This is a genomic window from Streptomyces sp. NPDC001450 (assembly GCF_053597295.1).
In genome coordinates this window covers 287,231-312,498 of the sequence record NZ_JBSFHY010000002.1, presented here as the reverse complement: position 1 = coordinate 312,498, position 25,268 = coordinate 287,231, and the positions used below count along the sequence as shown (strand labels likewise).

The window sequence follows — 25,268 nt, the reverse complement described above, 5'->3', positions numbered from 1 at the left end:
CGGGGTCCCCTCTGCACATGAGCTTCTCGCCCGGTCAGGGCCCCATGTGCACATAGGGGGCCCACAGCCATGGGCTGCGTGGATAGCGCTCGCGCAGGTCGTGGGTCACACGGTGTATCGCCTCGGCCGGCGGGACGCCCTCCGCCAGGAGGCCGTACAAGGCCGTGGTGAACTCGGTGGCGTCGCCGTCGGCGACCTCCCAGAGGGTGGCGATCACATGGGTGAAGCCCGCCAGCTGGAACGACGAGGCGACATGGTGGGCTTCGTCGGCGAGGTGGTAGGAGCCGGCAGCGGATCCGCACGAGGCGAGGAAGACCAGCTCGGCGTCGAGGGAGAGCGTCGTCAAGTCCGGGAGTGACAGTGAACCGTCCTGCAGTACGAGCTTGTTGGCCGCCCTGCCGAGAATGTCGGCCTGTGTGTGGCAGGCGAAGTGGGCCCAGGAGTGCTGCGTGAGCTCGCGGAGCACGGCCTGCTTCGTGGCGGTCTCGCCGGTCAGGACGGTGGTCCGGGGAAACAGCTCGGCCAGTGCCCGCGCGTCCGCGGCGGCGTGACGCAGGGGTGCGGCTCCGGGCGCTTCCGGGGTGGCGACCACGAGCAGGCGCGGATCACGGGCGACGCGGGAGCGGCTGGAGCTGTCACGCGCGGGCGCCTTCGGGCGCAGTGCGTTGAGTGTGGTCGTGTACGACGACATCACGTAGTCGGCGATTCCCTGTGCGCCACCGCCGGTGTACCGGCCGGCCGCGTGCAGAGGAAGAAAGCTCAGGATGCCGGTGGGGCACCACCACAGCTGCGGAAGAGATCCACCGCTGCGTTCCAGACCCAGGTTCCGGACGACTGGCTCGGCGATCGCCTCCCACAGCCAGGCGAGCGTGTCGAGGACGACGGTGCCTGCCTCCCAGCGCTGCTCCGCCGGCTCGTGCGGGTCGTGCAGCGTGCGGACCGCCGAGGTGAAGGCCATGAAGCGGTCCGCCGCGGACCTCAGGTCGGCCCGGGGCAACGGCACACACCTCGCCGTGCCGTCGGAGAGGACGATCGCGTCGCTGCGCAGGGTCGCGAGGTTGACGACCACGACCGGGCCGGCCTCGGTCAGTGCGCCGAGGTCGGGTACTCCCGGCCGTAGAAAGCTCTCGAAGCCGGGCAGGTCACGGATCTTGTCGCGGACGCGCTCCCAGGAGCGGACCGTCAGCCGGTGCTCGTCCCTGGTGGGACCGGGCCCATGGGTCGCGGCACGGTCGGTGCTCGCGCCGAGGGACGTCATGGCCTCGCTGAGCCGGCTGAACTCCTCGGCCAGCTCAGGTGCTTGCCGACGCAGGTCCGTCAGGTCGCGACGAGTCTCGGTGAGTTGTCCGAGCAGGATGCCCCGCCCGCGTTCGAGCAGGTCCAGCGCCTTCTCGGGATCCCCCAGCTGCAGGGCGCAGGCCGCGGCCTCGGAGGCCGGCAGGAACGCGTCGGCGAGCAGCAGCTCGCGGTCGGAGCGTGCGAGCCGGTGCCCGACCAGCAGCGGCAAGAGGTCCACCGCGGCGTCGTAGTGTGCGGCCGCGCCGTCCCAGTCGCCGACACCGGCGGCCAGGCCGCCAGCCGCCTTCGCGGCCTCGATGCGGTCCGGAAGGGAGAAGTGGGGCGTTCGGTAGACCTGGCGCCTCAGTTCGAGCACGTCCGCGGCCGAGTGCCCCGTCCCGCCGTCGTGTCGCGCCAGGACGTGGGACAGCACCAGCAGCGCTCGCACGTGCCGTACGTCGTCCGGGCTCGTCGCGGCCATGGCTTCGCGCGTCGCGGCTTCGGCCTCGTCCAGCAGCGACGCGTCCGCGTCGTACCGGTGGACGTCGAGCAGAGCGCCGGCCAGGTTGGTGCCCCAGATCGGCCGGTCCGGGTGGTCTGCCGGCCCTGTCCGGATCGCCTCCCGCAGCAGTTCGGCGGCTTCGCGGGCGTCCTGCGCCGACGTACGGTCCCGCGCGCGGCCCAGCAGCACCACGGCCAGGTACGACAGTGAAACGGAGCGCTCTGGACCGCCCGGGGCGCGCAGTGCCAGGGACTTCCGGCAGAGGTCGACGATCGCGTCGAGTTCGCGCTCGTACGCGGCGAAGGGCTGGGCGAAGAGCTCCGCGAAGATGCGGGGGCTGCTCTCGCGGGCCTCGCGGGCCATGGCGATGAAGGGGGCGAACTGCCGGGTGTGGTGCAGCCTCGCTTCCGCCAGCCTCGCCATGGCCTGCGGCGTCGTACGCCAGGCCTCGGGGCCCGACGCCGCCTCCTCGAGTACGTCCAGGGCCTCCAGCAGCGCCGAGCTGTCCCGCGAGACCTCGTAGAGCGAGACCAGGCAGACACCCAACTCCAGCAGGGACCGGGCCCGGTCGAAGGACCCTTCCCGGGCGAAACGTACAGCAGCCCGGCAGACGGGAACGAGCTCGTCGAGGAGCCTTCTGTCCTGCGTGCTGTCATAGGCGGCGGTGAGGGCAATCGCGCATCTGCCGAGGAGGAGGCCGCGCTCCTCGTCGTCCAGCGTGGGGTCCTCCAGGTAGCTTCGGGCCAGCCTGAGGGACTCGTCCAGCGCCGCTTCTTCCCCGGTGAGCTGGAACTCGACGCGGTACGAGTCGATGAGGTTGCACTTCGCGCGGTGCGCCTCGGCGTGTTCGGCGGGGAGTTCGGCTGCCACCGATTCGAGCAGACGCCTGCCCTCCGCAACGGCCTGCCTGTCGCTGCCCAGTTCGCCTCGCAGAGTCAGCGAGTGGCCCAACTCGACTCGCACGGGAACCTGTTGGGGGTGTCGAGCATCCAGGTGTTCGGCCGCCGTCCGCAGCACGGCCACCGCGTTGTCCGCGTCGGAGAGGTCGCCGGTGGCCTGGGCCGATTCCTGGTGGGACAGTCCGGCGTTCATCAGCTGCGCCACGTAGGCCGGATCGGCCGGATCCAGCGCCCGTGCGGCCGCGTGGTTCAGGCGTGCCGATTCCCGCATGGTGTCCACGTCGCGCAGCAGGAGCGCCTTCACCCGCAGCACATTGCCGAGACAGGACAGAGTACCGGCTTCCTCCAAAGCTGCCTGATGGGCACGGCGCGCCCACAGTTCGGCCACCGAGATGTCGCGCCGTGCGCCTGCACCGGCGCTGGTGCCGGCGTCCTCTCTCCGGCCTTCGTGCGCACGCGACTTGAGGGCGTTGGCGAGACTGACCATCCGGCTCACGGCATCCGGCGCCGAACCGTCCGAACCGGAGACCGCAGCCTCCAGGACCTCCACCGCCTCGTCCAGCGCGGCGACCTCGCCCGCGGCGGCGTGCGTCATCCGCAGACACATACCGAGGTCCGTCTGGTACACGCGCCGCTGGCCGTCCGTCACCCCCGGGTGCGCGACGAGCCGGCGCAGCACGAGGGCTCGTACGCGCAGCAGGGCGGGCTCTCCCTGGGCGAGGTGCAGCGGTACGACGGCCGTGAGGGTGTCGAGGATGCGACGCGCGCGGGGGTCGGCCGGATCGTATTCCTCGGGCACACGCTCGATGCAGGCGCCGGCCTGTTGGACCCACTCCGGGGACGGGGTGCGCAGGTGGCCCTCGATGAGAGCTGCCGCCAGCCGGAGCCCGACCTGCGCCCGCGTCTCCTGGTCCGTGGCCTTCTCCTGGACACGGCCCCATGCCGCCACGGCCAGGGAGAGCAGCCGCGGATCGGGGCCCGTGGGGCCGGCCGCACCGTCGCGGTAGGCGTTCAGCAGGTTTCCCCCCAACGGGCCGAGCAGCGGTACGGCCTGTTCGTCGGGGACCGACGCGAGGGAGTCGATCGTGCGCGAGGCCCAGCCGACAGCCTCCTCCAGCGAGCCGGGATCCTCGCCGCGCGCATAGCGCTGCAGTAGGACTTCCACCAGGTTGATCTGCAGCACCTCCGGCAGGGCTCCGATCTCCCGCAGCATGCCGATGCCACGTCGGAGCAGACCGATCGCCTCGCTCAACTGCGCCAGGTCACCGGTGGTTCGGTAGGCGGCGGCGCGGTCGGCTGCCTCGTCGCCGAGCCGCAGGGCCTCTTCGATCCGTCGCGGCGTGGCGGACTCCCGCGCGAGTACGGCGCCGATCGCATCCGGCACCGCATCCGGCGTCCGCACCCACAGGGGCCGGAAGAGCTCCAGGGCGTGGTGGAAGTCCACTCCGTCGTACGCCTGTTGGGCCACACAGCGGAACCAGTGGAACCAGCCCAGGGCGTGGGCGGCCTCGTCACTCCAGGACGTGTGCAGGGACTCGGCGAGGAGCCTGGCCGCCGTGTCGGCCTCGGGTCCGAGCACCTGCTGCGGATCGGCGGTGGACGCGAAACGTCCGAGCCGTGCCTGCAAAGTGGTCAGTGGCGAGTTCCTCATCTGCTCCATCACTCCCCCGTGGTGGCCGATCGGCGTGTGGCGCCCGTACCATCATGCAGCGACGCTGACGCGTCTTCTCCAGAAGCGACAAGGGGCAGCATGGAACGTCGTGGGGACGTCGCGGCATGGTGTGAGGCCCTCCCTCTCCTGCGTCGTCTCGCCGCGGCGGAGGGCCGCGCGGACGAAGTCACGGAGCTGGTGCATCGTATGCGGACGGATACCGGCGCGCTGGCGCAACTCGACGAGTTGGGCCGGGAGTTCGGGATCCCGGCCGTTGGCTCCAGATCGGTGGTCGGGGTGCCCGGCGTGGCTCCGGGGGTGCCGGTCGACGGACTGTTCGTCTGCCCCGCGGGCCGGTGCGACCGGGACTGGGTACGGGCGCCGGGTGTGACGACGCCCGAATGCCACCTGTTCGAGGAGCCGTTGGCACGCGCGGCATCGGAGCGGCGCACTCGGTGAACTCCTTCATCAACGAGCTCGCCAGGCAGCTGGCCGGCAAGTGGGTCTCCCTCCTCGTCGCGCCCGGGGCGCTCTTCGTCGCCTCCGTTGTGGTGGGCTGGCGGATGCACTTCGGGTCGTGGCCCGGCGACGAACGATTCGCGACCGCGCTCCAGCAGGGCAGGGCCTCGGGCGGCCAGCTGGCCGCCGCCGCTCTGGGTGCCGTGCTGCTGTCGGCCTGGGCGGGGCTGCTGGCGCAGGGCGCGGGGAGGGCCGTTCACTGGCTGTGGCTCGGTCAGTGGCCCGGACGTACCGGCGAGGCACTGGCCGGTCGGCGCCGTCGCCGCTGGGCTCGTGCCCAGGAGCGCTATGAACAGGCTTACCGTCAGCGGCAGTCGGACGAGACCCTGGCTCAGCTGGCGTACCGGCGCAACCGCATCGCGCTGGCACCACCGACGAGGCCGACACACATCGGTGACAGCATCGCGGCGCTCAGTATCCGCGTCGGGATCGAGTACGGCCTCGACCTCGAACACGGCTGGTCACGGCTGTGGTTGGTGCTGCCCGAGGAGACCCGTGCGGTACTGGACGAGAGCAGGGATGCGTTCAACAGGTCGGCTGCGGTGGCTGGGTGGGGCCTTCTCTACACCCTCGCCGGAGCCGTCTCGTGGCCGCTCGGACTGGCCGGCCTGGGAACGCTCCTCACGGCCGTTGTCCGAGGCCGGTCGGCCGTCACGAACCTCGCTCAACTGATGGAGTCGGCGGTCGACCTCCATGGAGCGAGCCTCGCCACCTCGCTCGGCATACCCGTGCCGGACGGTCGCGTCACACCGGAGATCGGGCGCGAGGTGACTCGGGTGGTACGCAAGGGAGCGTGACGGGCGGCTCCGTGCGGCACCAGACGGTGGCGGCGTCGGCCGGCGGCGACGGGCAGACAGGCGCGAAAGCCCACCGTCGGCGGTCGCGGATCGTCGCACTGTGAGGTACGGCAACGGGACGCCTCGTAACCGCGGGAACGGCGGACGGATTCACGGCCTCGGCATCGGCCCGGGATGCACGCGCGCGTTCTGTGGGTACTCGCGAGGTTGTCCTCCCCGTCATCGGGCGCGTCGGTGGCGGCAGTCCGGGCGGAGGGCCAGTTCCCAGGACGTGATCACGGTGGGCTACTCGTACCATGGCCACAGGGAGCGCACCGAAGTGGGCGCGCTCATGACCTGCGAAGATCTCAACATCAAGATCAGCTGTTTGCGATGGGAGATCCACCATCTGCAAGAGACCGTCGTATCACACGCTGTGATCGACCAGGCGATCGGCGTGGTCATGGCCGTCGGCGGGCTCCGTCCCGACCAGGGCATCGAGGTCCTCACGGCAGTCTCCCAGCGCACCGACATGGGACTGCGTACGGTCGCCGGGCTGCTCGTCGACTGGGCGGCGACCGGTCGGCTGCCCGACGACCTCCGTCAGGCACTGGACACCGCACTGGCAGGCGCAGGAGCCGGGGGAACCGAGCACACCTCGCCGGTCGGCGGCGGAGCCGCGGTCCCATGGCACAGCAAGCTTGCGGTGGCGTGAGCAGGAGGAGGGCGGTGTCAGGTGCGTACCGTGGGAGTGGAGGAGGAACTCCTCCTGGTCGACGCCGACAGCGGGGAGCCGAGGGCGGTGTCGGCCGCCATCCTTGCACGTGCCGCCCAGGACGATCCCGGACAGGACGTCTTCGAGAAGGAGCTGTTCGGGCAGATGCTGGAGTTCGCCACGCGCCCGCAGGCGGACATGGTGGAGCTCGGAGCCGAGATCGTGCGCTGCCGCAAGGAGGCGGCACGGCGCGCCGGCGAGATCGGGTGCGCGGTCGCCGCGCTTGCCACCTCCCCGCTGCCGGTCAGTCCGTCGATCACTGTGAACGAGCGCTACCAGTGGATGGCCGAGCGGTACGAGATCGGTACCCTGGGCCAACTGACCTGCGGCTGTCATGTGCATGTGTCGGTGAAGTCCGACGAGGAGGGCGTCGCCGTTCTCGACCGGATTCGGCCCTGGCTGCCCGTGCTCTGCGCGGTCAGTGCCAACTCGCCGTTCTGGCAGGGCCGCGACACCGGCTACGCCAGCTACCGCACGCGGGTCTGGGGGCGCTGGCCGTCGGCCGGGCCGGCCGAGCTGTTCGGGTCCGCCGAGCGGTACCACCGGCAGGTGGCGGACATGGTGGCCACCGGCGTCATCCTGGACGAGGCGATGGCGTACTTCGACGCTCGTCTGTGCGCGCACTATCCGACGGTGGAGATCCGGGTGGCGGATGTGTGCCTGTGCGCGGACACCGCCATGCTCGTCGCCACCCTCGCCCGAGCCTTGGTGGAGACCGCCGCGCGCGACTGGCGGGCGGGCGAGCCACCGCTCGACCACGGCGTCAGCCTGCTGCGGCTGGCCGCGTGGCAGGCCGCCCGGTCCGGCCTGGACCAGGATCTGCTGGATCCCGCGACCATGCGGCCCCGGCCCGCCGCGGACGTGGTGCGCTCGTTGCTGGAGCACACCGGGGATGCGCTGATCGAGAGCGGCGACGCGGCCCGCGCCGAAGGGGCCGTAGCCGAACTGCTGAGCCGGGGGAACGGCGCGCGCGAACAGCGGGTGCTCATGGAACGCACGGGCAGCCTGCGGGACGTCGTCACCGAGTGCGTCCAGCGCACCCTGGAGTGAGAAGACCGCGACCGGGTGGCCCCGTCATGGGCACGTACTCCCGCACGACCCCGTGTCCAACGAGCCTTCCGACCAGCGCCGTGCCCCGGTCAGTGCTGGCAGTGCTCGCACCAGACGGTGCGGCGGCCAAAGACGCGGTGTGAGCGCAGCCGTCCACCACAACGCGGGCACACCGGTTCGGCATCATCGCGATGGCCGGTGAGCCAGGTACGACGCGGCGGCACACGTCCGGCGCGGGTGGCGGTGGCGAGTACCCGTCGCGTCGCCGTGAACACGTGACGCGCTTCGGCGTCTGCGAGATCCCGCGCCGGGCGCCCGGGGGTCACGTGCGCCCGCCAGAGGATCTCGTCGCTGAGAAGGTTCCCGAGGCCGGTGATGAGGGACTGGTCCATCAGCACACTCTTGACGGCTCTCCGCCGCCCGGCGAGCAACTCCAGGAAGTCCGGGCGTGTCATCTCGAAGGCGTCGGGGCCCAGCCGGGCCAGAAGCCGCTCCAGCGCCCGCGGATTCGGGGTGAGCCGCATGCCCTGGAGCTTGCGCTGGTCGCGGTAGCGCAGCTGCCGTTCGTCGTCCAGGGTCAGGACGACCCGGTCATGGGTGTCCAGTGGATCTTCCTTGCGGGCGCAGACCAGCGCGCCGGTCATGCCGAAGTGCCAGACGAGGGCCGGGCCGTCGCCCACCGGGACGACCAGTAGCTTCCCGTGGCGCCGTGGCCGGCCGAGCCGCCGCCCCTCCACCTCCCGTCGCAGCCGTTTCGCGGTGACCCCGCGCAGCACGCCCGTGTCGCACACGTCGACGCGTCGGACACGCCGGCCACGGCCACAGGTGTTCAGTACGTCGCGAAAGCCCTCGACATCGGGCAACTCCGGCGTGTCTGCCTCCCGGAGGGAGGAAGGGCGCGCTCCAACCACTTCGCCACGCGCTCTCGTCAGATCTCCTCTTCCATACGGATGGCGGCCCTGAGGTCCTCGTGCGCCTTGCCCGGCGAGCCCTCCTGAGCTTCGAGCAGGGCGGCGGCGATGGCGTCCAGCTTGCGCTGAATGGCACGCTCGGCCCGTAGCTCCGAGTTCTTCAGCAGGGCGAGCAGGAGCAGCGTCACGGCAGTCATGACGTCACCGGCGAGCACCTGCCACTCCGTGCCCATCCCGACGGCATGGACGAGCACCATCCATGTGACCAGCACCAGGCACAGCAGGAAGAACAGAGGGGAGCTGGTGAACAAGGACGCGCCCTCCGCGAACCGTTCGAACTTCCGGCGCCGGCCGCCGCCCCGGTCGGCGGGATGCGGGAAGGTCATCGGTCCTCGCCTCTCCGGGCGCGAGCATGGCCGCCAGTGAGGACGTCCGCGACCAGTCGCAGATCGGCGACGAGGCCGTCGTAGACCGCCGCGCGGTCGTCGGCGCGCAGGACGGCGGACGGGTGGATCGTCGCCACCAGCCCGCTGATCCCCTCGTCCGCCCCGCCCGTACCGTCTGCGTCGTCGTTCTCGCCGAGGCCGGGCCAGGGCAGCAGGGCGCCACGCTGCTCGGTCACCCGGAATCCCGGGCCGAGCAGGGCTTTGCCCGCCGTCCCGCCGAGCGCGACGACCACTTTCGGTGACACGACCCGCAGCTCCGCCACGAGCCAGGGCCGGCAGGCGGTCATCTCGCGCAGGGTAGGTGCCTTGTGGATACGGCGTTTACGGCCTTCGGGGACGGTGAACTTGAAGTGCTTGACCGCGTTCGTGACATAGGCCCGCTCCGGATCGACGCCCGCGTCCGCGAGGGCTCGCCGCAGCACCTTGCCCGCGGGACCGACGAATGGTCTGCCCTGCCGGTCCTCCTGGTCCCCGGGCTGCTCGCCGAGGAGCAGGACGTGTGCGTCCGTGTCGCCTTCGCCGAACACGGTCTGGGTCGCCTCCCGGTACAGCGGGCAGCCCCGGCATCCCGCGGCCGCCTTGCGCAGCCCGGGCAGTCCCGCGCGCCGGCCCGGGAGGAAGGGCGTCGCGTCATGCCCCTGGCCGCCGCTCATGGTCGTTGCTCCTTCCGTGCGAGCCCGCGCTCGTCACCGGGTGGGGCTACGGACTCCCCCGTCCGAGTACCCCTGCGAGGCGGGGTACTCGCGACACGGTGGGAAACCACCCTCGCGCACGAAGTCCGGGAACTCGATGCCGTCCTGGAGAAAGGCGGCGCCGGTGAACGTCCTCCATCAGCGTCGGCCCGCGCTCGCCGGCGGCCAGGGAGTCGTCGGTGTGGTCGACCTCGACGGCCTGGTCGGTGGTGAGCGGCCCCGAGGCCGGGTCCACGGCTCGGAATGTCTCGAGCTGTTCGTCCTTGGGGTCGGGGCCACGCTCATCGTGCAGTCGTCTCCTCGGCGAACACGTCCAGAAGCGCTGCACAGAAGGCCTTCAGATCGCCCGGCTTGCGGCTGGTGACCAGCTTGTTGGGCCCGTGGTCGCAGATTTTCACCTGCTCGTCGACCCAGGTGCCGCCCGCGTTGCGGATGTCCGTCCGCAGGCTCGGCCACGAGGTCAGCTCACGCCCCCGCACCACGTCCGCCTCGACGAGGGTCCAGGGCGCGTGGCAGATCGCGGCGACCGGGCGCCCCAGCTCGAAGAACTCCTTCACGAAGGCGACGGCCTTGTCGTTCATCCGCAGGAAGTCCGGATTGGCGACCCCACCCGGCAGCACCAGGCCGCCGAAGGACGCCGCGGACACATCACCGACGACCTCGTCCACCGTGAACCTGTCCGCCTTGTCGAGATGGTGGAAGGCCTGGACCTGACCGGACTCGGTCGACATCAGTACCGGTTCGTGCCCGGCTTCCAATGCCGCCTGCCAGGGCTGGGTGAGCTCCACCTGTTCGACGCCCTCGGGCGCTGTCAGAAACGCGATACGCATGATCGGTCGACTCTCCTTCCCCGTTGTCGTCGTTTCCTGTCATTCGGCGGGTTCGTCGCCACCGTGGAAATCCGGCGTCGGCGCCACGATGGGCGCCGAGGTCGCCTCGATGGCCGGATCGTCGAGGCAGACGAGACCCACAGGGCCACCGTCGTCGATCACCGCGACGTGCCGAGCCGACCGCTCACGCATCGTCCGCGCGGCCTGATCGATGTCTTCGTCCGCATGGACCGTGACCAGATCACGGCACACCGCTTCGGCCACGGGCAGCTGCCGAGGGTCGGCTCCGTCCGCGACAGCGCCGACCACCAGATCGCGATCGCTGACCAGCCCCATCGGGTCGCCGTCGTCCGTCACCAGGACGAGACCGATGTCCTGGTCGCGCATAACCCGAGCCACCGACGTCACCGACTCCCGCGCATCCACGGCCGTCGGAGCATCGGTCATGATGTCGCGCACTGTCCTGACCATTTCGGCCCCCTTCCACACTCCGGTGGGGCGCAGTCACCGCGCGCTCGGCTGCCGGGTACCCCGCACCGTGCGCCTCACCGCGTGTGCACACCCCGCGCTCATGTAGCGGCGAACGCCGAAGACACCAGGCACAAGCCGAACAGGCAGGCTTCGGCGGTGACCTGCCCGCTGCCCGGGGAACTCGCACAGATCCTGCCGCCGCCTTCATGGACGCCGGATTCGACACCGTCTACGTCAACCAGATCGGCAAGGACCAACAGGGCTTCTTCGACTGCTACCGCACCAAGGTCCTCCCGCTGCTGCGCGGCTGATGGGCACACGGCGAGGAGGATATCGCGTAGCAATCAGGGCATATGCTCCTTGAAGGGCATCCTGCTGTAGGGAATCCTGCCCGTTCCCGGGTGCAGGGAGGAGGCGTGCGTTGCCGTGGACGCTCAAGAGCGGGCAACGAACCATCACGCAATGGGCGCAGGCCAGGACGATCGACTCGTCGTGGAGATACGGCCCGAAGCCCGGGCGGGCACGGTTGTACTGGTCATGACCGGAGAGGTGGACCACGACTCGGCAAGGCCCCTGAAGGAGGCCCTGGAAGAGGGAATCGGAGCCCAGAGGATCATCGCCGACTGCTCCGGGCTGCGGTTCTGCGACTCGACCGGGCTGAACGTCCTGCTCAAGGCCCGGCTGCGCATGCTCGACCACGGAGGGCGCCTGGATATCGCCGGGCTGCGCCCGCCGGTGGACCGCATGTTCGAGATCACCGGTGCTCACAACGTCTTCCGGGTGTACCAGGACGTCGAGACAGCACTCACGGACAGCCAGGCAGGCACGTGACGCGCGGCGGTCGGAGCCGACGGAGGGATCATGACGACGCAAGGCGCCGACCACGAGCAGGTCAGACGACTTGTCCTGCGCGGCACAAGCGGAGCGGTGACACGCTGCCGTGACTTCACCACGACGGCGTTGGCCGACTGGGGGTGGCTGCCGGCCGCCACTCCGGAGGCACGCGAACAGGTCGAGGATGTGCTGCTGCTGGTGTCGGAGGTGGTGACCAACGCCTGTCTGCACGCCGGAGGCCCGGAGGAACTGGTCCTGCGGCACCTCGGCGGACGGCTGCGCATCGAGGTGTCCGACGCCAGCTCCGAGCATCCGCATGCTCAGGCACAGCGCTCGCCCGCACTTCCCGGCGGACACGGCCTCATGATCTACGACCGGCTGGCCCGCACGTGGGGATCCTCGGCCAAGCCCGATCGCGCCCGCGGAAAGGTCGTATGGGTGGAGGTCACCCGCCCGCCCGAGCGGAAGTCTCTTCGGGCGCGGTCGGCCCGTCGTCGACCAAGCCCGCTCTGAGCTCGCCCAGGATCCGCTTCAGCAGACGCGAGATGTGCATCTGCGACAGTCCGAGACGCTCACCGATCTCCGCCTGGGTGAGCTCCTCGCCGAAGCGCAACGACAGGACGAGGCGATCCCTTTCACCCAGTCGCGCGAGCAGCGGCTTCAGCGACTCGAAGTCCTCGACGAGTTCGTACGACGGCTCCGACATGGCCAGATGGCGCGTCACAAGACGCAACGCGTCGGCGTCGTCGTCCTCGACCGGCGCGTCGAGGGAGCGGGCGGCATAGCCGTTGGCAGCGCGTTCGCCCTCGGCCACACACTCCTCGGTGACGTTCATCTGGGCGGCGAGTTCGCCGCGGCTGGGCCGGCGCCCGAGGCGCTGCTCCAGACGGTCGGCGGACTTCGCCATCTCGATCCGCAGCTCCTGGAGCCGTCGGGGAACCCTCACAGCCCAGGTCGTGTCACGGAAGAACCGCTTCATCTCGCCGACGATCGTCGGCAGGGCGAACGCCGAGAACTCGACGTCGCGGTCGACGTCGAAACGGTTGATCGCCTTGATCAGGCCGATCGTGCCGACCTGGATGATGTCCTCGGCCGATTCGGCATGGTCTCTGAACCGCCGGGCGGCGAACCTGACGAGACTGAGATTCAGTTCGACCAGGGTGTTGCGCACGTAGGAGTACTCGGGCGTGCCCTCCTCGAGTGCACGCAGGCGGACGAAGAGGGCCGCGGAGAGGGACCGCGCGTCATCCGTCGAGACCTCGGTCGGCCGCGTGATCTCGGGCAGTCCGGCAAGTGCCTCACGGCGCACGACGGCACCCGCGTCATGGGCGGAGGTTGCGGAAGTCTGGACGGTGGACATGAGGCTCCTTCGACGGTGGCGGTGGGCCTGCGCCGCGGTGAACGTGGCGGGGTCCGCCGGTCGAGCGTCCTGTAATCATTCTTCCCCTTTGAGATGGTTTGATGCGGTACACCCCGGAAAGCCGCAGTGCGTGGCCAGGACCACGGAGCAGCTGACCGGCGACCGCTCGTTGCGCTACGAACTCCCGGCGGAACCTGGAGTGGTCGCCCGTTGCCGTGCCCTCACACAGCAGGCGCTGCGCACGTGGTTCGGATCCGCCGGCGAGCGCGGCCGGAAAGCCGCCGACGACGCCGTGCTGCTGGTGTCGGAGGTGGTCACGAACGCCTGCACGCACGGGGGCGGTCCGGCCGCGCTGCAACTCACCGCAACCGATCGGGAACTGTGGGTGCAGATCAGCGACACCAGCCCGGTGGTTCCTCATCCGCACGGCCGGCACAGCGCCGCTCGCACCTCGGGGCACGGGCTGTATCTCGTCCAGCGGCTCGCGGCGCGCTGGGGGTGCGTACCCGGCGCGCACGGCGGCAAGACCGTCTGGTTCGAGGTGGACATCGTCCCGGAAGCCGGAGCTCCGGACCGGTCCTAGAGTGGAAACGCGGTGCGTGGCCGTCCCGGAATCTGGTCTGTCGGCCCACGCGTCGCCCGCTCGTACGAGGTGCCCCCATGGCAAAGCGCAGCACAGCACGCCTCAGCGCGGCCCCGGCCGCCGCCGGCCCCGATGAGGAGGGCCTGCGTCGGCTGCTCGCCGGCCTCACCGCGGTACGGGACGGGGATCTCTCCGTCCAGCTCCCCGAGGACGCCGCCGGAACCCTCGGCGACATCGCCGTGGTCTACAACGACATGGTCGACCGGCTCTCCCTGCTCACTTCCGAGGTCACGCGGGTCGCCGGACAAGTGGGCGACGAGGGGCTGCTCGGCAGCCGCGTGCACGAACCGCGGGCGAGCGGGGTCTGGCAGGAGCTCACCACCGGGGTCGACGCGATGGCCGACAACCTCACTCTTCAGGTGCGTTCCATCGCTCATGTGGCGACAGCCGTCGCCCGCGGCGATCTCACCCAGACGATCCGGGTGGACGCGCGCGGCGAGATCCTGGAGCTCAAGGAAACGATCAACACCATGGTCGAGCGGCTGTCGTCGTTCGCGGAGGAGGTCACCCGCGTGGCGCGCGAGGTCGGTACGGACGGCAAGCTGGGCGGTCAGGCCACGGTCCGCGGGGTGTCGGGGACCTGGAAGGACCTCACCGACAACGTCAACTTCATGGCCGACAACCTGACCAACCAGGTTCGTAACATCGCCCAGGTCACCACGTCCGTCGCACAGGGCGACCTGACCAGCCGTATCGATGTCGCCGCACGCGGCGAGATCCTCGAACTCAAGACCACGATCAACACGATGGTGGACCGGCTGTCGTCGTTCGCCGCCGAGGTGACACGCGTGGCACGCGAAGTGGGGACGGAGGGGAAGCTCGGCGGCCAGGCCACGGTCCACGGGGTGTCCGGGACCTGGAAGGACCTCACCGACAACGTCAACGAACTCGCGGGTAACCTGACCCGGCAGGTCCGGGCCATCGCAGAGGTCACGAGTGCCGTGGCCGAGGGCGATCTCACCCGCTCCATCACCGCCGACGCCCCCGGCGAGGTGGGTGAACTGCGCGACAACATCAACGCGATGGTCGAGTCGCTGCGCGCGACGACACGGGCCAACCAGGAGCAGGACTGGCTGCAGACGAATCTGGCCCGGATCACCGGGCTGCTCCAGGGCACCCGCAGCGTGCCCGAGATGGCCCAGCTGATCATGACGGAAGTGCCGCCGCTGGTCTCGGCCCAGTACGGCGCCTTCTTCGTCGTCGAAGAGGGCGAGCACGGCCCCGAGCTGGTCATGGCAGCCGCCTACGGGCTCGCGGAGCCGCCCGGGTCCGGCACGCCACGCCGGTTCCGCGTCGGCCAGGGCCTCGTGGGCCAGGCCGCCCGCGACAGACGAGCCCTCCTCGTCGATCCGGTGCCCCCGGGGTACGCCACCATCTCCTCCGCCGTCGGATCGGCGGAGCCCACGGCGCTCATCGTGCTGCCCATCGTGGTCGAGGACCTGGTGCTCGGCGCCGTCGAACTCGCCTCCCTCCACAGCTTCACCGCCCTGCACCGCGACTTCCTCGACCGGTTCCTCGTGAGCGCCGGAGCCGTGCTCAGCTCACTGGTGGCCAATCTGCGCACCGACGCACTGCTCGCCCAGTCGAGGAGTCTCGCCGACGAACTCCGTTCCAAGACGGAGGAGTTGCAGGCCCGGCAGCAGGAGCTCCAGCGGTCCAACGCGGAACTGCAGGAGCAGGCCGCCCTCCTCGCCGAACGCAACAAGGACATCGAGTCGAAGAACCGGGTCATCGAGCAGGCCCGGCAGGAACTGGAGGAGCGCGCCCAGCAGTTGTCCCGTACCTCGATGTACAAGTCCGAGTTCCTGGCCAACATGAGCCACGAACTGCGGACGCCGCTGAACAGTCTGCTCACCCTGGCCCGTCTCCTCGCCCAGAACCCCGAGGGCAACCTGACGAAGAAGCAGGTCGACTACGCGGAGGTCATTCACTCGGCGGGTTCCGATCTGCTGCAGCTGATCAACGACATCCTGGATCTGTCCAAGGTGGAAGCGGGCAAGATGGACGTCCGGCGCGAGCCCTTCCTGCTGTCGCATCTACTGGAGCACCTGACGGCGGCGTACGGTCCCGTGGCGGACGAACGGGGGCTCGACTTCACCGTCTCCGTGGCGCGGGAGGTGCCCGAGTCCCTCACCACCGACGAGGCGCGGCTGCGTCAGGTGCTGGGCAACCTGCTCTCCAACGCGCTGAAGTTCACCGACGAAGGCAGCGTCACGCTGAGCGTCGAACCCGCCGACCCCGCCGAGACGCCCACCGATCTGCGCGGTGCCGCACCGGTACTCGCCTTCCGCGTCATCGACACCGGAATCGGCATCGCCACGGAACGCCTCCGGCACATCTTCGAGGCCTTCCAGCAGGGCGACGGCACCACCGCGCGCCGCTACGGCGGCACCGGACTCGGGCTCTCCATCAGCCGGGAGGTCGCCACGCTCATCGGCGGCGCCATCGGGGTGGAGAGCGCACCGGGTCGCGGCAGCCGCTTCACGTTGTACCTCCCCGTGCACACGGAGCCGCCCGCACCGGCCGCGCTTGCCACGAGCGAGGCCCCTGAGCCCCGGGAGAGCATGCTCCCGGAGCCTGCCGCTCCCGGCGACTTCGCGGCAGGGTCCGGCGCGACCGTGCTGGTCGTGGACGACGACCAACGCAACGTCTTCGCTCTCACGGAGGTGCTCAAAACCGACGGGCTGCGGGTCGTCACCGCCGACGGCGGACGCCGGGCCATAGAACTGCTGACCGAACACGACGACATCGAGCTCGTGCTGATGGACGTCATGATGGCCGGGATGGACGGGTACGAAGCGATCGAGAAGATCCGCAGGCTCCCGGGCCGTGCGAACCTCCCGGTCATCGTGGTCACCGCGAAGGCGATGCCCGGCGATCGTGTCCGGGCCCTGGCGGCCGGCGCCGACGGCTACCTGGCCAAGCCCATCGACGAGGCGGAGCTGCTCGCCATGATCCATCACCGACTGGCGCAGTGACGGCTCCCGGGCCCGGCCGGTCCCTGGCCCTCGAAGCTCATCAGCGGGACCGGTCGCGCCTTCGCTCCCGTGCGCGGGTCACCGCACCCCGACGGCGACGATGCACGTGTCGTCGTCGGTGTCCCCCATGGCCAGGCCGAGCAGTCCGTCGACCAGCGGCGCCAGAAGCCCGCCGGTCGCGAGTTCGTCCACCGCGGCGACGAGGCGGGCGAGCCCCAGACCCAGCCCGTCGTGCCGCCGCTCTATCAGGCCGTCCGTGTACAGCAGCAGCGTGTCCCCCGGCCGCAGCACGGCGCGGCACTCGTGATAGCGGAACGACGGGACCGCGCCGAGCAGGATGTCCTCAGGGGTCTCCAGCAGCCGCGCGCGGCCGTCCCGGAGCAGCAGGAGGGGAAGGTGCCCGGCGCTCGACCAGACGAGGTCCCGCGCGTCCGGGTCGTACAGGGCGCACACAGCTGTCGCCGTGGTCCCGTCGCCGGTGCGCAACGTGACCTCGTTGAGCCAGCCCATCAGCTGCCCGGGCGGCCCGCCGGTGAAGGCGAGCGCCCGCTGGGCGTTGCGCAGCGCGACCATGCCGGTGACGGCGTCGATTCCGTGCCCGGCGATGTCACCGACGGCCACCAGCAGCTTGCCGTCCGGCAGCGGCAGCACGTCGTACCAGTCGCCGCCGAACTGGTACTCCTCCGCCGCCGGACGGTATCGAGCGGCGACCACCAGGCCCCCGGGCAGTTCCTGGGAGGCGGGGGCCTCGGGAACGATGGCCTGCTGGAGCTGGAGAGCCAGTCGATGCCGCAGCTCCGCCTGGTCGCGAACCACGGTCAGGCTGTCGAACGTCGCGCTGAGCGCGAGTTCCGTGCGATGGATCACCGACTCGTCCTGGTACACCCCGACGAATCCCGTGACCGTCTCCCCGTCGAGCAGCGGCTCCGCCACCACCCGCACATGCCGCACGGATCCGTCCAGGCGCACGATCCGCAGCACGCACTGCGCGCCCGTCCTGTCGTCCATGAGCGATCGCAGCAGTTCCGTGAGGGCGCCGTCGTCCCCTCGGTGGATCCGTCCCCGCAGCGCCAGCAGGGGCACCGGCGCTTCGTCCCGTCCCATCCCGAAGATGCTGTAGGCCTGCTCGGACCACACGGTCTCGCCGCCGGTCAGGCTGTCCTGGAAGGTGGCGACGCTCTGCAGCCGGGAAACGGCGCGACCGGTCGCGAGGCCGGAGTCGGTCACGGTGTTCCACAGGAGTACGTACCGAGCGCCCCCGGCCGGCAGGACCCGGACATCCAGCAGCGGGGCGGGCGCCCCTTGCGGCTCCTTGCGGGCGATCGCTGGCAGCCGGGCGGCCCGCTGCGGGCGGCGACTGTGACGGGCCCGCCGGAGCAGCCGGCCGAGGGCCTGGTGGGTCAGCGGAAAGACATGTGACAGGTGCCTGTCGCCTGCCGAGAGCGCTCCCCCGAGGGCGGCGACGGCCTCCCCGTTGGCGTGTTCGACCATCACGGCCCCGGTCACGTCGCTCGTCCGCAGCAGTGCCGCCGGCTGGGTGAGGGCGTCGAGAAGGTCGACCATCACGGGCACGGCCGGCATGGGGCTGTCCGGGCGGTCCAGGATGGTTATCGCCATACCCATCAAGTCTGTGACAGCGCGCCGTAGCGTGGCGTCGAGCGGTGTGGGGCCCGGCCAGCCGATCAGCGCCAGGCCGACCGTTTCCCCCTGACGCCGCAGGGGCAGCAGTGCCCTGGCCGAGTCCGCCCGTACTCCGGGCATCGGACAGCCTTCGGCCGGACCGCTCTCCAGCCACACGGGAACGCTGTCGGCAAGGGCGGTGCGAAACGGCTCGGGACAGGCAGGCGAGATCCAGCGCCAGGCCGCGGCCTCCGAGGCTCCGACCCCCGCGTACCCGGCGAGGCTCAGGCTGCCGGAGGCGCCCGACCGCCACAGCCACAGGCTGTCCGCCCCGAGCGGGCCGAGGGCGCCCTCGAGCAGCGTCCGGGCCGCGTCCCCGACGCTGTCCGTGGCCTCGGCGGCCGCGGCGGTGCGGCGCTGATGCCGAGCCTGGAGCGGCGGGACCGGACTGGGGACGACAGGCTGGTCGCCCGGCGCCGAGACCGAGTTCACGACGTCCGCGGCGAGATCCGCGGGCGAAAGTCCGGTCGCCTGGGCCAGGGCGTCGAGGTGCGCGGCCGCGTCGGCGACGGAGATCCCGAGCTGGGCGGAGAGAACGCCCGTGGCCAGATCGGTCAGATGGCGGCGCGCGTAGTCGGCCCGGAGCCGCTCGATCTCCGCGGCCAGGCCGGTGAATCCGGAATCGGCCCAGTCGGCGGACGCCCCGGCGGGCCGCGCAGAAGCAGAAATGGTCAAGGCAACCTCCGTTCGGCCGTCACGCGGCGCCCCGGAACATGCGTTCGTACGTCTCCGGATTTTACCCGCCCGTCATGTCGCCGAGGCCTTCCGCTGCCCCGCATGAACGCCGCTCACCGGGGCAGTCGCCGGTGAGAGGCCGGCGCCGGGGCCCTGGCGTCCGGTGCCGGATCCTCGCCGGAGCGGAGGGCGAGACCTCCGCACGGTCACCGTCACGTCCCTGGAGCGACGCGGAACGTGAAGACCGCACGGAAGGCTGGAGGGCAACGCTGGTGACGCGCACGGACGGGCAGCGCGATCGGGGTTCCACGGCCCGGGACGTACGCACTCGGGTCACCGTCCTGGTCGCCCTCGGAGCCAACCTCGTGATCGCCGCGGCCAAAGCGGTCGCCGGGCTCTTCGCCGGGTCCCCCGCGCTGCTCTCGGAGGCTGCGCACTCGGTCGCGGACAGCCTGAACGAGGTGTTCCTGCTCATCGCGGTACGCCGCAGCAGGCGCCCCGCCGACGACCGTCATCCGTTCGGCTACGGCAAGGAGCGTTACTTCTGGGCGCTGCTGGCCGCGGTGGGGATCTTCGTCATGGGCGGATGCTTCTCGGTGTACCAGGGCGTCCAGGCTCTGCGAGCGGACCAACAGGAGTCGTTGAAGGGCTACCTGGCGGGGCTGGCGGTGCTCGGGGTGGCGCTGCTGGCCGAAGGTGCTTCCCTGGTCCGCGCCCTGTACCAGGCGCGTCGGCACCGGGAGGGCGCGACCGACCCGGCGCTGCGCACGGTGATCGCGGAGGACTCGACAGCCGTGGCCGGTGTGCTCCTCGCGGCGGGCGGTATGGCCCTCCACCTGGCTACCGGCCAGGTGGCTTGGGAGGCGGGCGCGTCCATGGGGATCGGCTTCCTCCTGGTATGCGTGGCCTATCGGTTGGCCCGGGAGACTCGGGACCAGCTGATCGGCGAGGCGGTCGACACGGAACTGCGCGACCGGATCGGTGACTTCCTCGCGTCCCAGGACGAGATCGACAGGGTCGCGGCACTGCTGACGATGCGACTGGGACTGGACTCCGTACTGGTCGCCGCTCGCGTCGATCTCGCACCGGGGCTCGACAGCGAGGAGGTCGAACTGGTCTGTGTCCGGATCAAGCGGCGGATCAGCGGCGAGTGGCCGCAGGCCGAGCATGTGTTCCTGGACATCACCGAGGCGCCCGGCCCCGAGCAGGGCCCACCCTCATCGGCTGTCACCGCCCCTGTCACGGGCGGCCGGCTCTCCCGCGTCCTCGGTCACGGTGGCGCGAGACCGGGCCCATAGCGGGATGGCGAACCAGCACAGCACGAACCAGAGGACCATCGCGGTGACGATCCAGCCCGCCACCGCGCCCAGGCGTGCCACCCGGAGGATCAGCCAGAGGGAACTCGCCATCGTGCACAACAGCAGGAGCAGACCCGTCATGGCCAGCCGTGCGGCCCAGTCCACGGTCTGCGGCTTGAGATGGCGACCGGCCAGGCTGCGATGCACCGCGACCGGCCCGATCAGAGCGCCGGTCGCGGCCGCTCCGAAGACCACCGTCACCAGGTAGATGGTCCGTTCGGTGTCCGACAGAGTGGTGAAACGGGCCTGGAAGACCACAGTGAGCAGGAAGCCGAAGAGAATCTGGACGCCGGTCTGAGCCACTCGCAGTTCCTGGAGCAGCTCGCTCCACCGCCGGTCCGCCCTCTCCTCCTCGGTCTCATGGCGACCCTGCGCAAAGGAATCCGTATGTTGCTCCACCGCGTTCCCTCCGTAGTCCCCGCGTAGTACACCCATGTCACGCGGCGTCGGCCAGTGCCTGCTCCCGTAGCTGTGAGCAGATGCGGTTCAGGACGCGGGAGATGTGCATCTGCGAGACTCCGTACTCCTCGGCGATACCTTGCTGCGTCATGCCCCGGAAGAACCGCAGATACAGGATGCGCCGGTCCCGCTCGGGCAGCGCTCCGATCAACGGTCGCACCGTCTCACGGTCCACCACGGTCTCGAGGCCGGGGTCCGGGCCTCCGAGCGTGTCCGCCAGCGTCTTTCCACCACCGGCTCCGACCGCCGTCAGTTCGACGTCCAGTGACAGCACGGCGTACGCGTTCCGGGCCGACAGCCCCTCGCGTACCTCGTCCGTCCCCAGGTGGGTACGCGCGGCGATCTCGGCGGCCGGGAACTCACCGTCCGACCGGGCGAGCTCCTGGTGGACCATGGCGACCCGGCGGCGCAGTTCCTGGGTGCGGCGCGGCACTCGCAGTACCCACGTATGGTCCCTGAAGTGCCTGCGCAACTCGCCCGTGATCGTCGGTACCGCGTAGCTCGCGAACGCCCCTCCCCGATCCGGGTCGAACCGGTCCACCGCCTTCACCAGGGCGAGCGCGGCGACCTGGCGCAGGTCCTCGAGAGATTCGCCCCGGTCGCGGTAGCGCGTGGCGATCCGGTGAGCCATCGGCAGCCAGGCCCGCACCACCTCGTCCCGCAGCCCGTCCCGTCGCGGTCCCTCCGGCAGGGTTCTCAGTAGGCGGAAGTCCGCCATGGTGTCGGGGGTGTCGTCATGCGAGTGCTGTACACGGGTCACGCTCATCACCTGTTCCGGTAGTCGTCACACACCGTCATCGGGCGAAAAGCGAGAGCGCCCTCGGCCAGCTCCTCCGGATGGCCGCTGTGGGCAGGTGGCGGTGGTGCCTCAGCAGGGCAACCCGGCGACTGCCCACGTATGCGCCGGAGAAACGGAGGGAGCGGTCGACCGCCGCTCAACGGTCTTGGCGCGTTTTCCCGCCGCACACGGGTACCCGGAGTGGGCGAACAAGGCGCCGCATTCGGTTAGGAGAGTGAACGACAATGGCCGGAAACCAGAAGGCCAAGGCCAAGACGGAGCAGATCAAGGGCAAGACCAAGGCGTCGGTCGGCCGCGCGCTCGGCAATGAGCAGATGGCGGCCGAGGGACAGATGGAGAAGTCGAAGGGCGACGCGCGCCAGGCGAAGGAGAAGGCGAAGGACACGTTCAAGCACTGACGTGCCGCGCTCGGAGCGGGGTCCTTCTCTGAACCATGGGGATCCCGCTCTTCGCATGCCATCACGCACCGAATTCTTCGGCGGACTTCCGTTGTCCTGACCTGCCCACGGCCCCGCTTCGAGCGCACCGACTCATCGCCGTTGCCTCCGCCCTGCCCGGGGTACCCGGTGAACGGGTGTGGACGGGTTGAGTGTGGACGGGTACCAGTAGAGGACTGGAGACCGATCATGAGGAACCGTGCCGGCGTGGACACGGCTGGTCTGGCCACGGCTCTGCGACAGGAGACCGATGCCGAGGTCCGCTTCGATCGGGGCACGAGGGGCGCCTACTCCACGGACGGCTCCAACTACCGGCAGGTGCCGCTCGGCGTCGTCGTTCCGCGCAATGTCGAGGCCGGTGCCCACGCACTGGAGGTGTGTGCACGGTTCCAGGCCCCTGTCCTGTCCCGCGGAGGGGGCACGAGCCTGGCCGGCCAGACGACGAACGCGGCCGTGGTGGTCGACTGGAGCAAGTACTGCCACGCCCTCGTCTCCGTCACCCCCGAGAATCGCACCTGTGTGGTGGAGCCGGGCATCGTCCTGGACGAACTCAACCGCCGGCTGTCCGACCACCGTCTCCAGTTCGGTCCGAAACCCTCGACCCACAGCCACTGCGCCCTGGGCGGCATGATCGGCAACAATTCGTGTGGGGCTTCCGCGCAGGCGTACGGCAAGACGGTGGACAACGTGCGCCGACTGGAGGTCCTCACCTATGACGGCCTGCGCATGTGGGTGGGGCCGACGTCCCGGGCCGAGCGTGCGAGGATCGCCGCCGAGGGCGGCCGCCGGGCCGGGATCTACGCGGGTCTGGATCGCATCGTCACCGAGTATCTGGCGGACATCCGGCGCGGCTACCCCAGGATCCCGCGCAGGGTGTCCGGCTACAATCTCGACTCGCTGCTGCCGGAGAACGGCCTCGACGTCGCCAAGGCCCTGGTGGGCAGCGAGAGCACCCTGGTGACGGTCCTGCGTGCCGAACTCGACCTCGTTCCGGTGCCGCCCAGCAAGTCGCTGCTGGTCCTCGGATACGACGACATCTGCCGCGCCGCCGACGACGTACCCCGGCTGCTGGAACACTGCTCCCCCGGCCAGTTGGAGGCTCTGGACGGGCGGATGGCCCAGCTGATGCGCGAGGAGCACGCCTACCTCGAATCCCTCAACAGCCTTCCCGAGGGCGACAGCTGGCTGCTGCTCCAGTTCGCCGGCGACAGCCAGGAGGACGTCGACGAGCAGGCGCACGCGCTGCTGAAGTCGATCGGCCGTGGCGAGAAGGACGCTTCGGTCGCCTTCTCCGACGATCCCGAGCGGGAGGAAACGATGCTCAGGGCCCGCGAGGCCGGGCTGGGTGTGACCGCGCGTCCACCGGACGACCGGGAGACCTGGGAAGGCTGGGAGGACTCCGCCGTCCCGCCCGAGCGTCTGGGCGAGTATCTGCGCGACCTGAAGCGGCTGTTCGCGGAGTTCGACTACGACCACCCTTCGCTGTACGGCCATTTCGGTCAGGGCTGTGTGCACACGCGCATCCCGTTCGAGATGAGGACGGCGCAAGGGCTCGCGGACTTCCGCCGCTTCCTGGAGCAGGCCGCTGACCTCGTCGCCTCCTACGGCGGTTCGCTGTCGGGCGAGCACGGGGACGGCCAGGCCCGGGGCGAGCTGCTGACCCGTATGTTCGGCGAGCGGCTCGTGGCCGCCTTCGGAGAGCTGAAGGCCGTGTTCGACCCGGGCGACCGGATGAATCCCGGCAAGGTCGTCGACCCGAATCCGGTCGACGGCCAACTGCGGCTCGGCCCCGCCTGGCGGCCGACCACGTCCGACACGTACTTCGGCTACCCGGAGGACGACCGCTCCTTCAAGCGCGCGGTGCTGCGCTGTGTGGGCACCGGGAACTGCCGCACCCACCGGGGTGGCGTGATGTGTCCCTCGTACCGGGCCACGCGGGAGGAGGAGCACTCCACGCGCGGGCGCGCCCGGCTGCTCTTCGAGATGCTCGACGGACACCCCGACTCGACCGTCGTCGACGGCTGGCGGTCGACCGAGGTGCGCGACGCGCTCGACCTGTGCCTGGCGTGCAAGGGCTGCAAGTCGGACTGTCCGACCGGGGTGGACATGGCCACGTACAAGGCCGAGTTCCTCGCCCACCACTACGCGGGGCGGCTGCGGCCCGCGGCCCACTACTCGATGGGCTGGCTGCCGGTATGGGCGCGGTTGTCGCGAACGGCGCCGTGGCTGGTCAACAGCGTGCTGCAGGCACCGGGACTCGCTCAGGCGGGAAAGCGGCTGGCCGGCGTGGACGGCGCCCGGCCGGCACCCGTGTTCGCCCGGGAGTCCTTCCTCCAGTGGTGGCGCGCTCGCGGGAGCGCTCAGCCGGACCCGGTGGATCCGGCCGCGGTGGTGCTGTGGCCGGACACCTTCAGCACCTTCTTCCACCCATCGGTGGCCATCTCGGCCGTGCGCGTTCTGGAGGACGTCGGCTTCCGGGTCGCCGTACCCGACGCACCGGTCTGCTGCGGCCTGACGTGGATCTCCACCGGCCAGCTGACCATCGCCGAGCGGGTCTTGCGCCATACGCTCGGCGTGCTGCGCCCCTACTTGGAAGCGGGCACCCCCGTGGTCGGCCTGGAACCGTCCTGCACCGCCGTGTTCCGCGCCGACGCACCCGAACTGCTTCCGGACGACGAGGATGTGCGGCGGCTCGCCGGCCAGGTGCGTACCTTCGCCGAACAGCTCGTCCATCACGCCCCCGACGACTGGTGGCCGCCCCAGCTGGCGCGGCAGGCGACGGTGCAGACCCACTGCCACCAGCACGCGATCATGAAGTTCGACGCGGACCGCGAGCTCATGCGCCGCGCTCACCTGACCGCGAACGTCCTCGACGAGGGCTGCTGCGGACTCGCCGGCAACTTCGGCTTCGAACGCGGTCACCACGAGGTCTCCATGGCCGTGGCCGAACAAGGTGTCCTGCCCGCCGTCCGCGCCGCCGCCCCCGACAGCCTGCTGCTCGCCGACGGCTTCAGCTGCCGCACGCAGATCGAGCAGGGCGACACCGGACGACGCGCCCTGCACCTCGCCGAAGCCCTGGCCCTCGGACTCGACGGCCCCCTGCCGAGCGAGTACCCCGAGCGCCTGGCCCAGCGGCCCGCAGCCCCGTCCCGCACGGCCCGATGGGCAGCCACCGCGGGCACCGCCGCGCTCACGGCCGCCACGGGCCTGGGCGTCGTACGGCACCTGCGCCATCCCTGACCAGG

21 protein-coding genes and 1 pseudogene are annotated in these 25,268 nt (G+C 70.5%); 12 read left to right on the top strand and 10 right to left on the bottom strand.

Features of this window, described 5'->3' with window-relative positions; all coding sequences use genetic code 11:
- Positions 1–34 precede the first annotated feature (34 nt).
- A complete protein-coding gene (locus ACWC5O_RS03350) occupies positions 35–4,330 on the bottom strand; it encodes a CHAT domain-containing protein (RefSeq protein WP_450581666.1) in 4,296 nt (1,431 codons plus the stop codon).
- Between the two features lie 207 nt (positions 4,331–4,537).
- Between ACWC5O_RS03350 and ACWC5O_RS03345 the strand changes: the two genes are divergently transcribed.
- The 4 genes from ACWC5O_RS03345 to ACWC5O_RS03330 all read left to right on the top strand — a co-directional run bounded on the left by ACWC5O_RS03345 (position 4,538) and on the right by ACWC5O_RS03330 (position 7,450).
- The gene (locus ACWC5O_RS03345; protein ID WP_450581668.1) at positions 4,538–4,789 is read left to right on the top strand and encodes a hypothetical protein; all 252 of its coding nucleotides are present in this window, start codon (positions 4,538–4,540) and stop codon (positions 4,787–4,789) included.
- Entirely contained in the window at positions 4,786–5,646 is an 861-nt protein-coding gene (locus tag ACWC5O_RS03340) for a hypothetical protein (RefSeq protein ID WP_450581670.1), read from the top strand. The genes ACWC5O_RS03345 and ACWC5O_RS03340 overlap by 4 nt, the downstream gene beginning before the upstream one ends.
- A gap of 331 nt (positions 5,647–5,977) precedes the next feature.
- Positions 5,978–6,340 carry an ANTAR domain-containing protein gene (locus ACWC5O_RS03335; RefSeq protein WP_450581672.1) on the top strand — a complete coding sequence of 121 codons (363 nt, stop codon included), beginning with the start codon at positions 5,978–5,980 and terminating at the stop codon, positions 6,338–6,340.
- 21 nt (positions 6,341–6,361) lie between these two features.
- Positions 6,362–7,450 carry a glutamate--cysteine ligase 2 gene (locus ACWC5O_RS03330; protein ID WP_450581674.1) on the top strand — a complete coding sequence of 363 codons (1,089 nt, stop codon included), beginning with the start codon at positions 6,362–6,364 and terminating at the stop codon, positions 7,448–7,450.
- 89 nt (positions 7,451–7,539) lie between these two features.
- Here ACWC5O_RS03330 and ACWC5O_RS03325 read toward each other — a convergent pair whose 3' ends face one another.
- The 5 genes from ACWC5O_RS03325 to ACWC5O_RS03305 all read right to left on the bottom strand — a co-directional run bounded on the left by ACWC5O_RS03325 (position 7,540) and on the right by ACWC5O_RS03305 (position 10,800).
- A complete protein-coding gene (locus tag ACWC5O_RS03325) occupies positions 7,540–8,361 on the bottom strand; it encodes an Fpg/Nei family DNA glycosylase (RefSeq protein ID WP_450581676.1) in 822 nt (273 codons plus the stop codon).
- A gap of 17 nt (positions 8,362–8,378) precedes the next feature.
- Positions 8,379–8,747, bottom strand: coding sequence for a low affinity iron permease family protein (locus ACWC5O_RS03320; protein WP_450581678.1), 369 nt, complete (start codon positions 8,745–8,747; stop codon positions 8,379–8,381).
- Positions 8,744–9,460, bottom strand: coding sequence for a UdgX family uracil-DNA binding protein (locus tag ACWC5O_RS03315; protein WP_450581680.1), 717 nt, complete (start codon positions 9,458–9,460; stop codon positions 8,744–8,746). The genes ACWC5O_RS03320 and ACWC5O_RS03315 overlap by 4 nt, the downstream gene beginning before the upstream one ends.
- Positions 9,461–9,780: 320 nt before the next feature.
- The gene (locus tag ACWC5O_RS03310) at positions 9,781–10,329 is read right to left on the bottom strand and encodes a type 1 glutamine amidotransferase domain-containing protein (RefSeq protein WP_450581682.1); all 549 of its coding nucleotides are present in this window, start codon (positions 10,327–10,329) and stop codon (positions 9,781–9,783) included.
- 39 nt (positions 10,330–10,368) lie between these two features.
- Positions 10,369–10,800, bottom strand: coding sequence for a CBS domain-containing protein (locus ACWC5O_RS03305; protein WP_450581683.1), 432 nt, complete (start codon positions 10,798–10,800; stop codon positions 10,369–10,371).
- 200 nt (positions 10,801–11,000) lie between these two features.
- Here ACWC5O_RS03305 and ACWC5O_RS03300 point away from each other — a divergent pair.
- The 3 genes and pseudogenes from ACWC5O_RS03300 to ACWC5O_RS03290 form a co-directional block, all read left to right on the top strand.
- Positions 11,001–11,111 (top strand): annotated as a pseudogene (locus tag ACWC5O_RS03300) (LLM class F420-dependent oxidoreductase); the annotation flags it as partial.
- Positions 11,112–11,262: 151 nt separating this feature from the next.
- Positions 11,263–11,631 carry an STAS domain-containing protein gene (locus tag ACWC5O_RS03295; protein ID WP_450581685.1) on the top strand — a complete coding sequence of 123 codons (369 nt, stop codon included), beginning with the start codon at positions 11,263–11,265 and terminating at the stop codon, positions 11,629–11,631.
- Positions 11,632–11,661: 30 nt separating this feature from the next.
- Positions 11,662–12,147, top strand: coding sequence for an ATP-binding protein (locus ACWC5O_RS03290; protein WP_450581687.1), 486 nt, complete (start codon positions 11,662–11,664; stop codon positions 12,145–12,147).
- Here ACWC5O_RS03290 and ACWC5O_RS03285 read toward each other — a convergent pair.
- Complete coding sequence (locus ACWC5O_RS03285; RefSeq protein WP_450581689.1) at positions 12,080–12,994, bottom strand: SigB/SigF/SigG family RNA polymerase sigma factor; 915 nt, start codon at positions 12,992–12,994, stop codon at positions 12,080–12,082. The genes ACWC5O_RS03290 and ACWC5O_RS03285 overlap by 68 nt on opposite strands.
- Before the next feature lie 130 nt (positions 12,995–13,124).
- Between ACWC5O_RS03285 and ACWC5O_RS03280 the strand changes: the two genes are divergently transcribed.
- Together ACWC5O_RS03280 and ACWC5O_RS03275 are read left to right on the top strand one after the other, a co-directional pair.
- Positions 13,125–13,577: an ATP-binding protein gene (locus ACWC5O_RS03280; protein ID WP_450581691.1), complete on the top strand. Its 453-nt coding sequence runs from the start codon at positions 13,125–13,127 to the stop codon at positions 13,575–13,577.
- Positions 13,578–13,654: 77 nt separating this feature from the next.
- Positions 13,655–16,615 carry a HAMP domain-containing protein gene (locus tag ACWC5O_RS03275; protein ID WP_450581693.1) on the top strand — a complete coding sequence of 987 codons (2,961 nt, stop codon included), beginning with the start codon at positions 13,655–13,657 and terminating at the stop codon, positions 16,613–16,615.
- A gap of 78 nt (positions 16,616–16,693) precedes the next feature.
- Here the strand turns inward: ACWC5O_RS03275 and ACWC5O_RS03270 are convergent, their stop codons facing one another.
- Positions 16,694–18,970 carry a PP2C family protein-serine/threonine phosphatase gene (locus tag ACWC5O_RS03270; protein ID WP_450581695.1) on the bottom strand — a complete coding sequence of 759 codons (2,277 nt, stop codon included), beginning with the start codon at positions 18,968–18,970 and terminating at the stop codon, positions 16,694–16,696.
- A 272-nt stretch (positions 18,971–19,242) separates the two neighbouring features.
- Here ACWC5O_RS03270 and ACWC5O_RS03265 point away from each other — a divergent pair, with 272 nt between their 5' ends.
- The gene (locus ACWC5O_RS03265; protein ID WP_450581697.1) at positions 19,243–20,268 is read left to right on the top strand and encodes a cation diffusion facilitator family transporter; all 1,026 of its coding nucleotides are present in this window, start codon (positions 19,243–19,245) and stop codon (positions 20,266–20,268) included.
- Here ACWC5O_RS03265 and ACWC5O_RS03260 read toward each other — a convergent pair.
- Complete coding sequence (locus ACWC5O_RS03260; RefSeq protein ID WP_450581699.1) at positions 20,188–20,763, bottom strand: DUF6328 family protein; 576 nt, start codon at positions 20,761–20,763, stop codon at positions 20,188–20,190. The two genes, ACWC5O_RS03265 and ACWC5O_RS03260, sit on opposite strands and share 81 nt — an antisense overlap.
- Before the next feature lies 1 nt (position 20,764).
- Positions 20,765–21,553, bottom strand: coding sequence for a SigB/SigF/SigG family RNA polymerase sigma factor (locus ACWC5O_RS03255; protein WP_450581701.1), 789 nt, complete (start codon positions 21,551–21,553; stop codon positions 20,765–20,767).
- 257 nt (positions 21,554–21,810) lie between these two features.
- Between ACWC5O_RS03255 and ACWC5O_RS03250 the strand changes: the two genes are divergently transcribed.
- Positions 21,811–21,984 (top strand): CsbD family protein, encoded by a 174-nt coding sequence (locus ACWC5O_RS03250; RefSeq protein WP_450581703.1) that lies wholly within the window; start codon positions 21,811–21,813, stop codon positions 21,982–21,984.
- A 228-nt stretch (positions 21,985–22,212) separates the two neighbouring features.
- Positions 22,213–25,263: an FAD-binding and (Fe-S)-binding domain-containing protein gene (locus ACWC5O_RS03245; protein ID WP_450581704.1), complete on the top strand. Its 3,051-nt coding sequence runs from the start codon at positions 22,213–22,215 to the stop codon at positions 25,261–25,263.
- Positions 25,264–25,268 lie beyond the last annotated feature (5 nt).

What these genes read in the sequence shown, in the direction of transcription:
- ACWC5O_RS03350 (WP_450581666.1), bottom strand. Translation starts at nt 4,330, where the DNA reads ATGAGGAACTCGCCACTGACCACTTTGCAGGCACGGCTCGGACGTTTC.
- ACWC5O_RS03345 (WP_450581668.1), top strand. Translation starts at nt 4,538, where the DNA reads ATGCGGACGGATACCGGCGCGCTGGCGCAACTCGACGAGTTGGGCCGG.
- ACWC5O_RS03335 (WP_450581672.1), top strand. Translation starts at nt 5,978, where the DNA reads ATGACCTGCGAAGATCTCAACATCAAGATCAGCTGTTTGCGATGGGAG.
- ACWC5O_RS03320 (WP_450581678.1), bottom strand. Translation starts at nt 8,747, where the DNA reads ATGACCTTCCCGCATCCCGCCGACCGGGGCGGCGGCCGGCGCCGGAAG.
- ACWC5O_RS03315 (WP_450581680.1), bottom strand. Translation starts at nt 9,460, where the DNA reads ATGAGCGGCGGCCAGGGGCATGACGCGACGCCCTTCCTCCCGGGCCGG.
- ACWC5O_RS03310 (WP_450581682.1), bottom strand. Translation starts at nt 10,329, where the DNA reads ATGCGTATCGCGTTTCTGACAGCGCCCGAGGGCGTCGAACAGGTGGAG.
- ACWC5O_RS03305 (WP_450581683.1), bottom strand. Translation starts at nt 10,800, where the DNA reads ATGGTCAGGACAGTGCGCGACATCATGACCGATGCTCCGACGGCCGTG.
- ACWC5O_RS03295 (WP_450581685.1), top strand. Translation starts at nt 11,263, where the DNA reads ATGGGCGCAGGCCAGGACGATCGACTCGTCGTGGAGATACGGCCCGAA.
- ACWC5O_RS03290 (WP_450581687.1), top strand. Translation starts at nt 11,662, where the DNA reads ATGACGACGCAAGGCGCCGACCACGAGCAGGTCAGACGACTTGTCCTG.
- ACWC5O_RS03285 (WP_450581689.1), bottom strand. Translation starts at nt 12,994, where the DNA reads ATGTCCACCGTCCAGACTTCCGCAACCTCCGCCCATGACGCGGGTGCC.
- ACWC5O_RS03275 (WP_450581693.1), top strand. Translation starts at nt 13,655, where the DNA reads ATGGCAAAGCGCAGCACAGCACGCCTCAGCGCGGCCCCGGCCGCCGCC.
- ACWC5O_RS03260 (WP_450581699.1), bottom strand. Translation starts at nt 20,763, where the DNA reads ATGGGTGTACTACGCGGGGACTACGGAGGGAACGCGGTGGAGCAACAT.
- ACWC5O_RS03255 (WP_450581701.1), bottom strand. Translation starts at nt 21,553, where the DNA reads ATGAGCGTGACCCGTGTACAGCACTCGCATGACGACACCCCCGACACC.
- ACWC5O_RS03250 (WP_450581703.1), top strand. Translation starts at nt 21,811, where the DNA reads ATGGCCGGAAACCAGAAGGCCAAGGCCAAGACGGAGCAGATCAAGGGC.
- ACWC5O_RS03245 (WP_450581704.1), top strand. Translation starts at nt 22,213, where the DNA reads ATGAGGAACCGTGCCGGCGTGGACACGGCTGGTCTGGCCACGGCTCTG.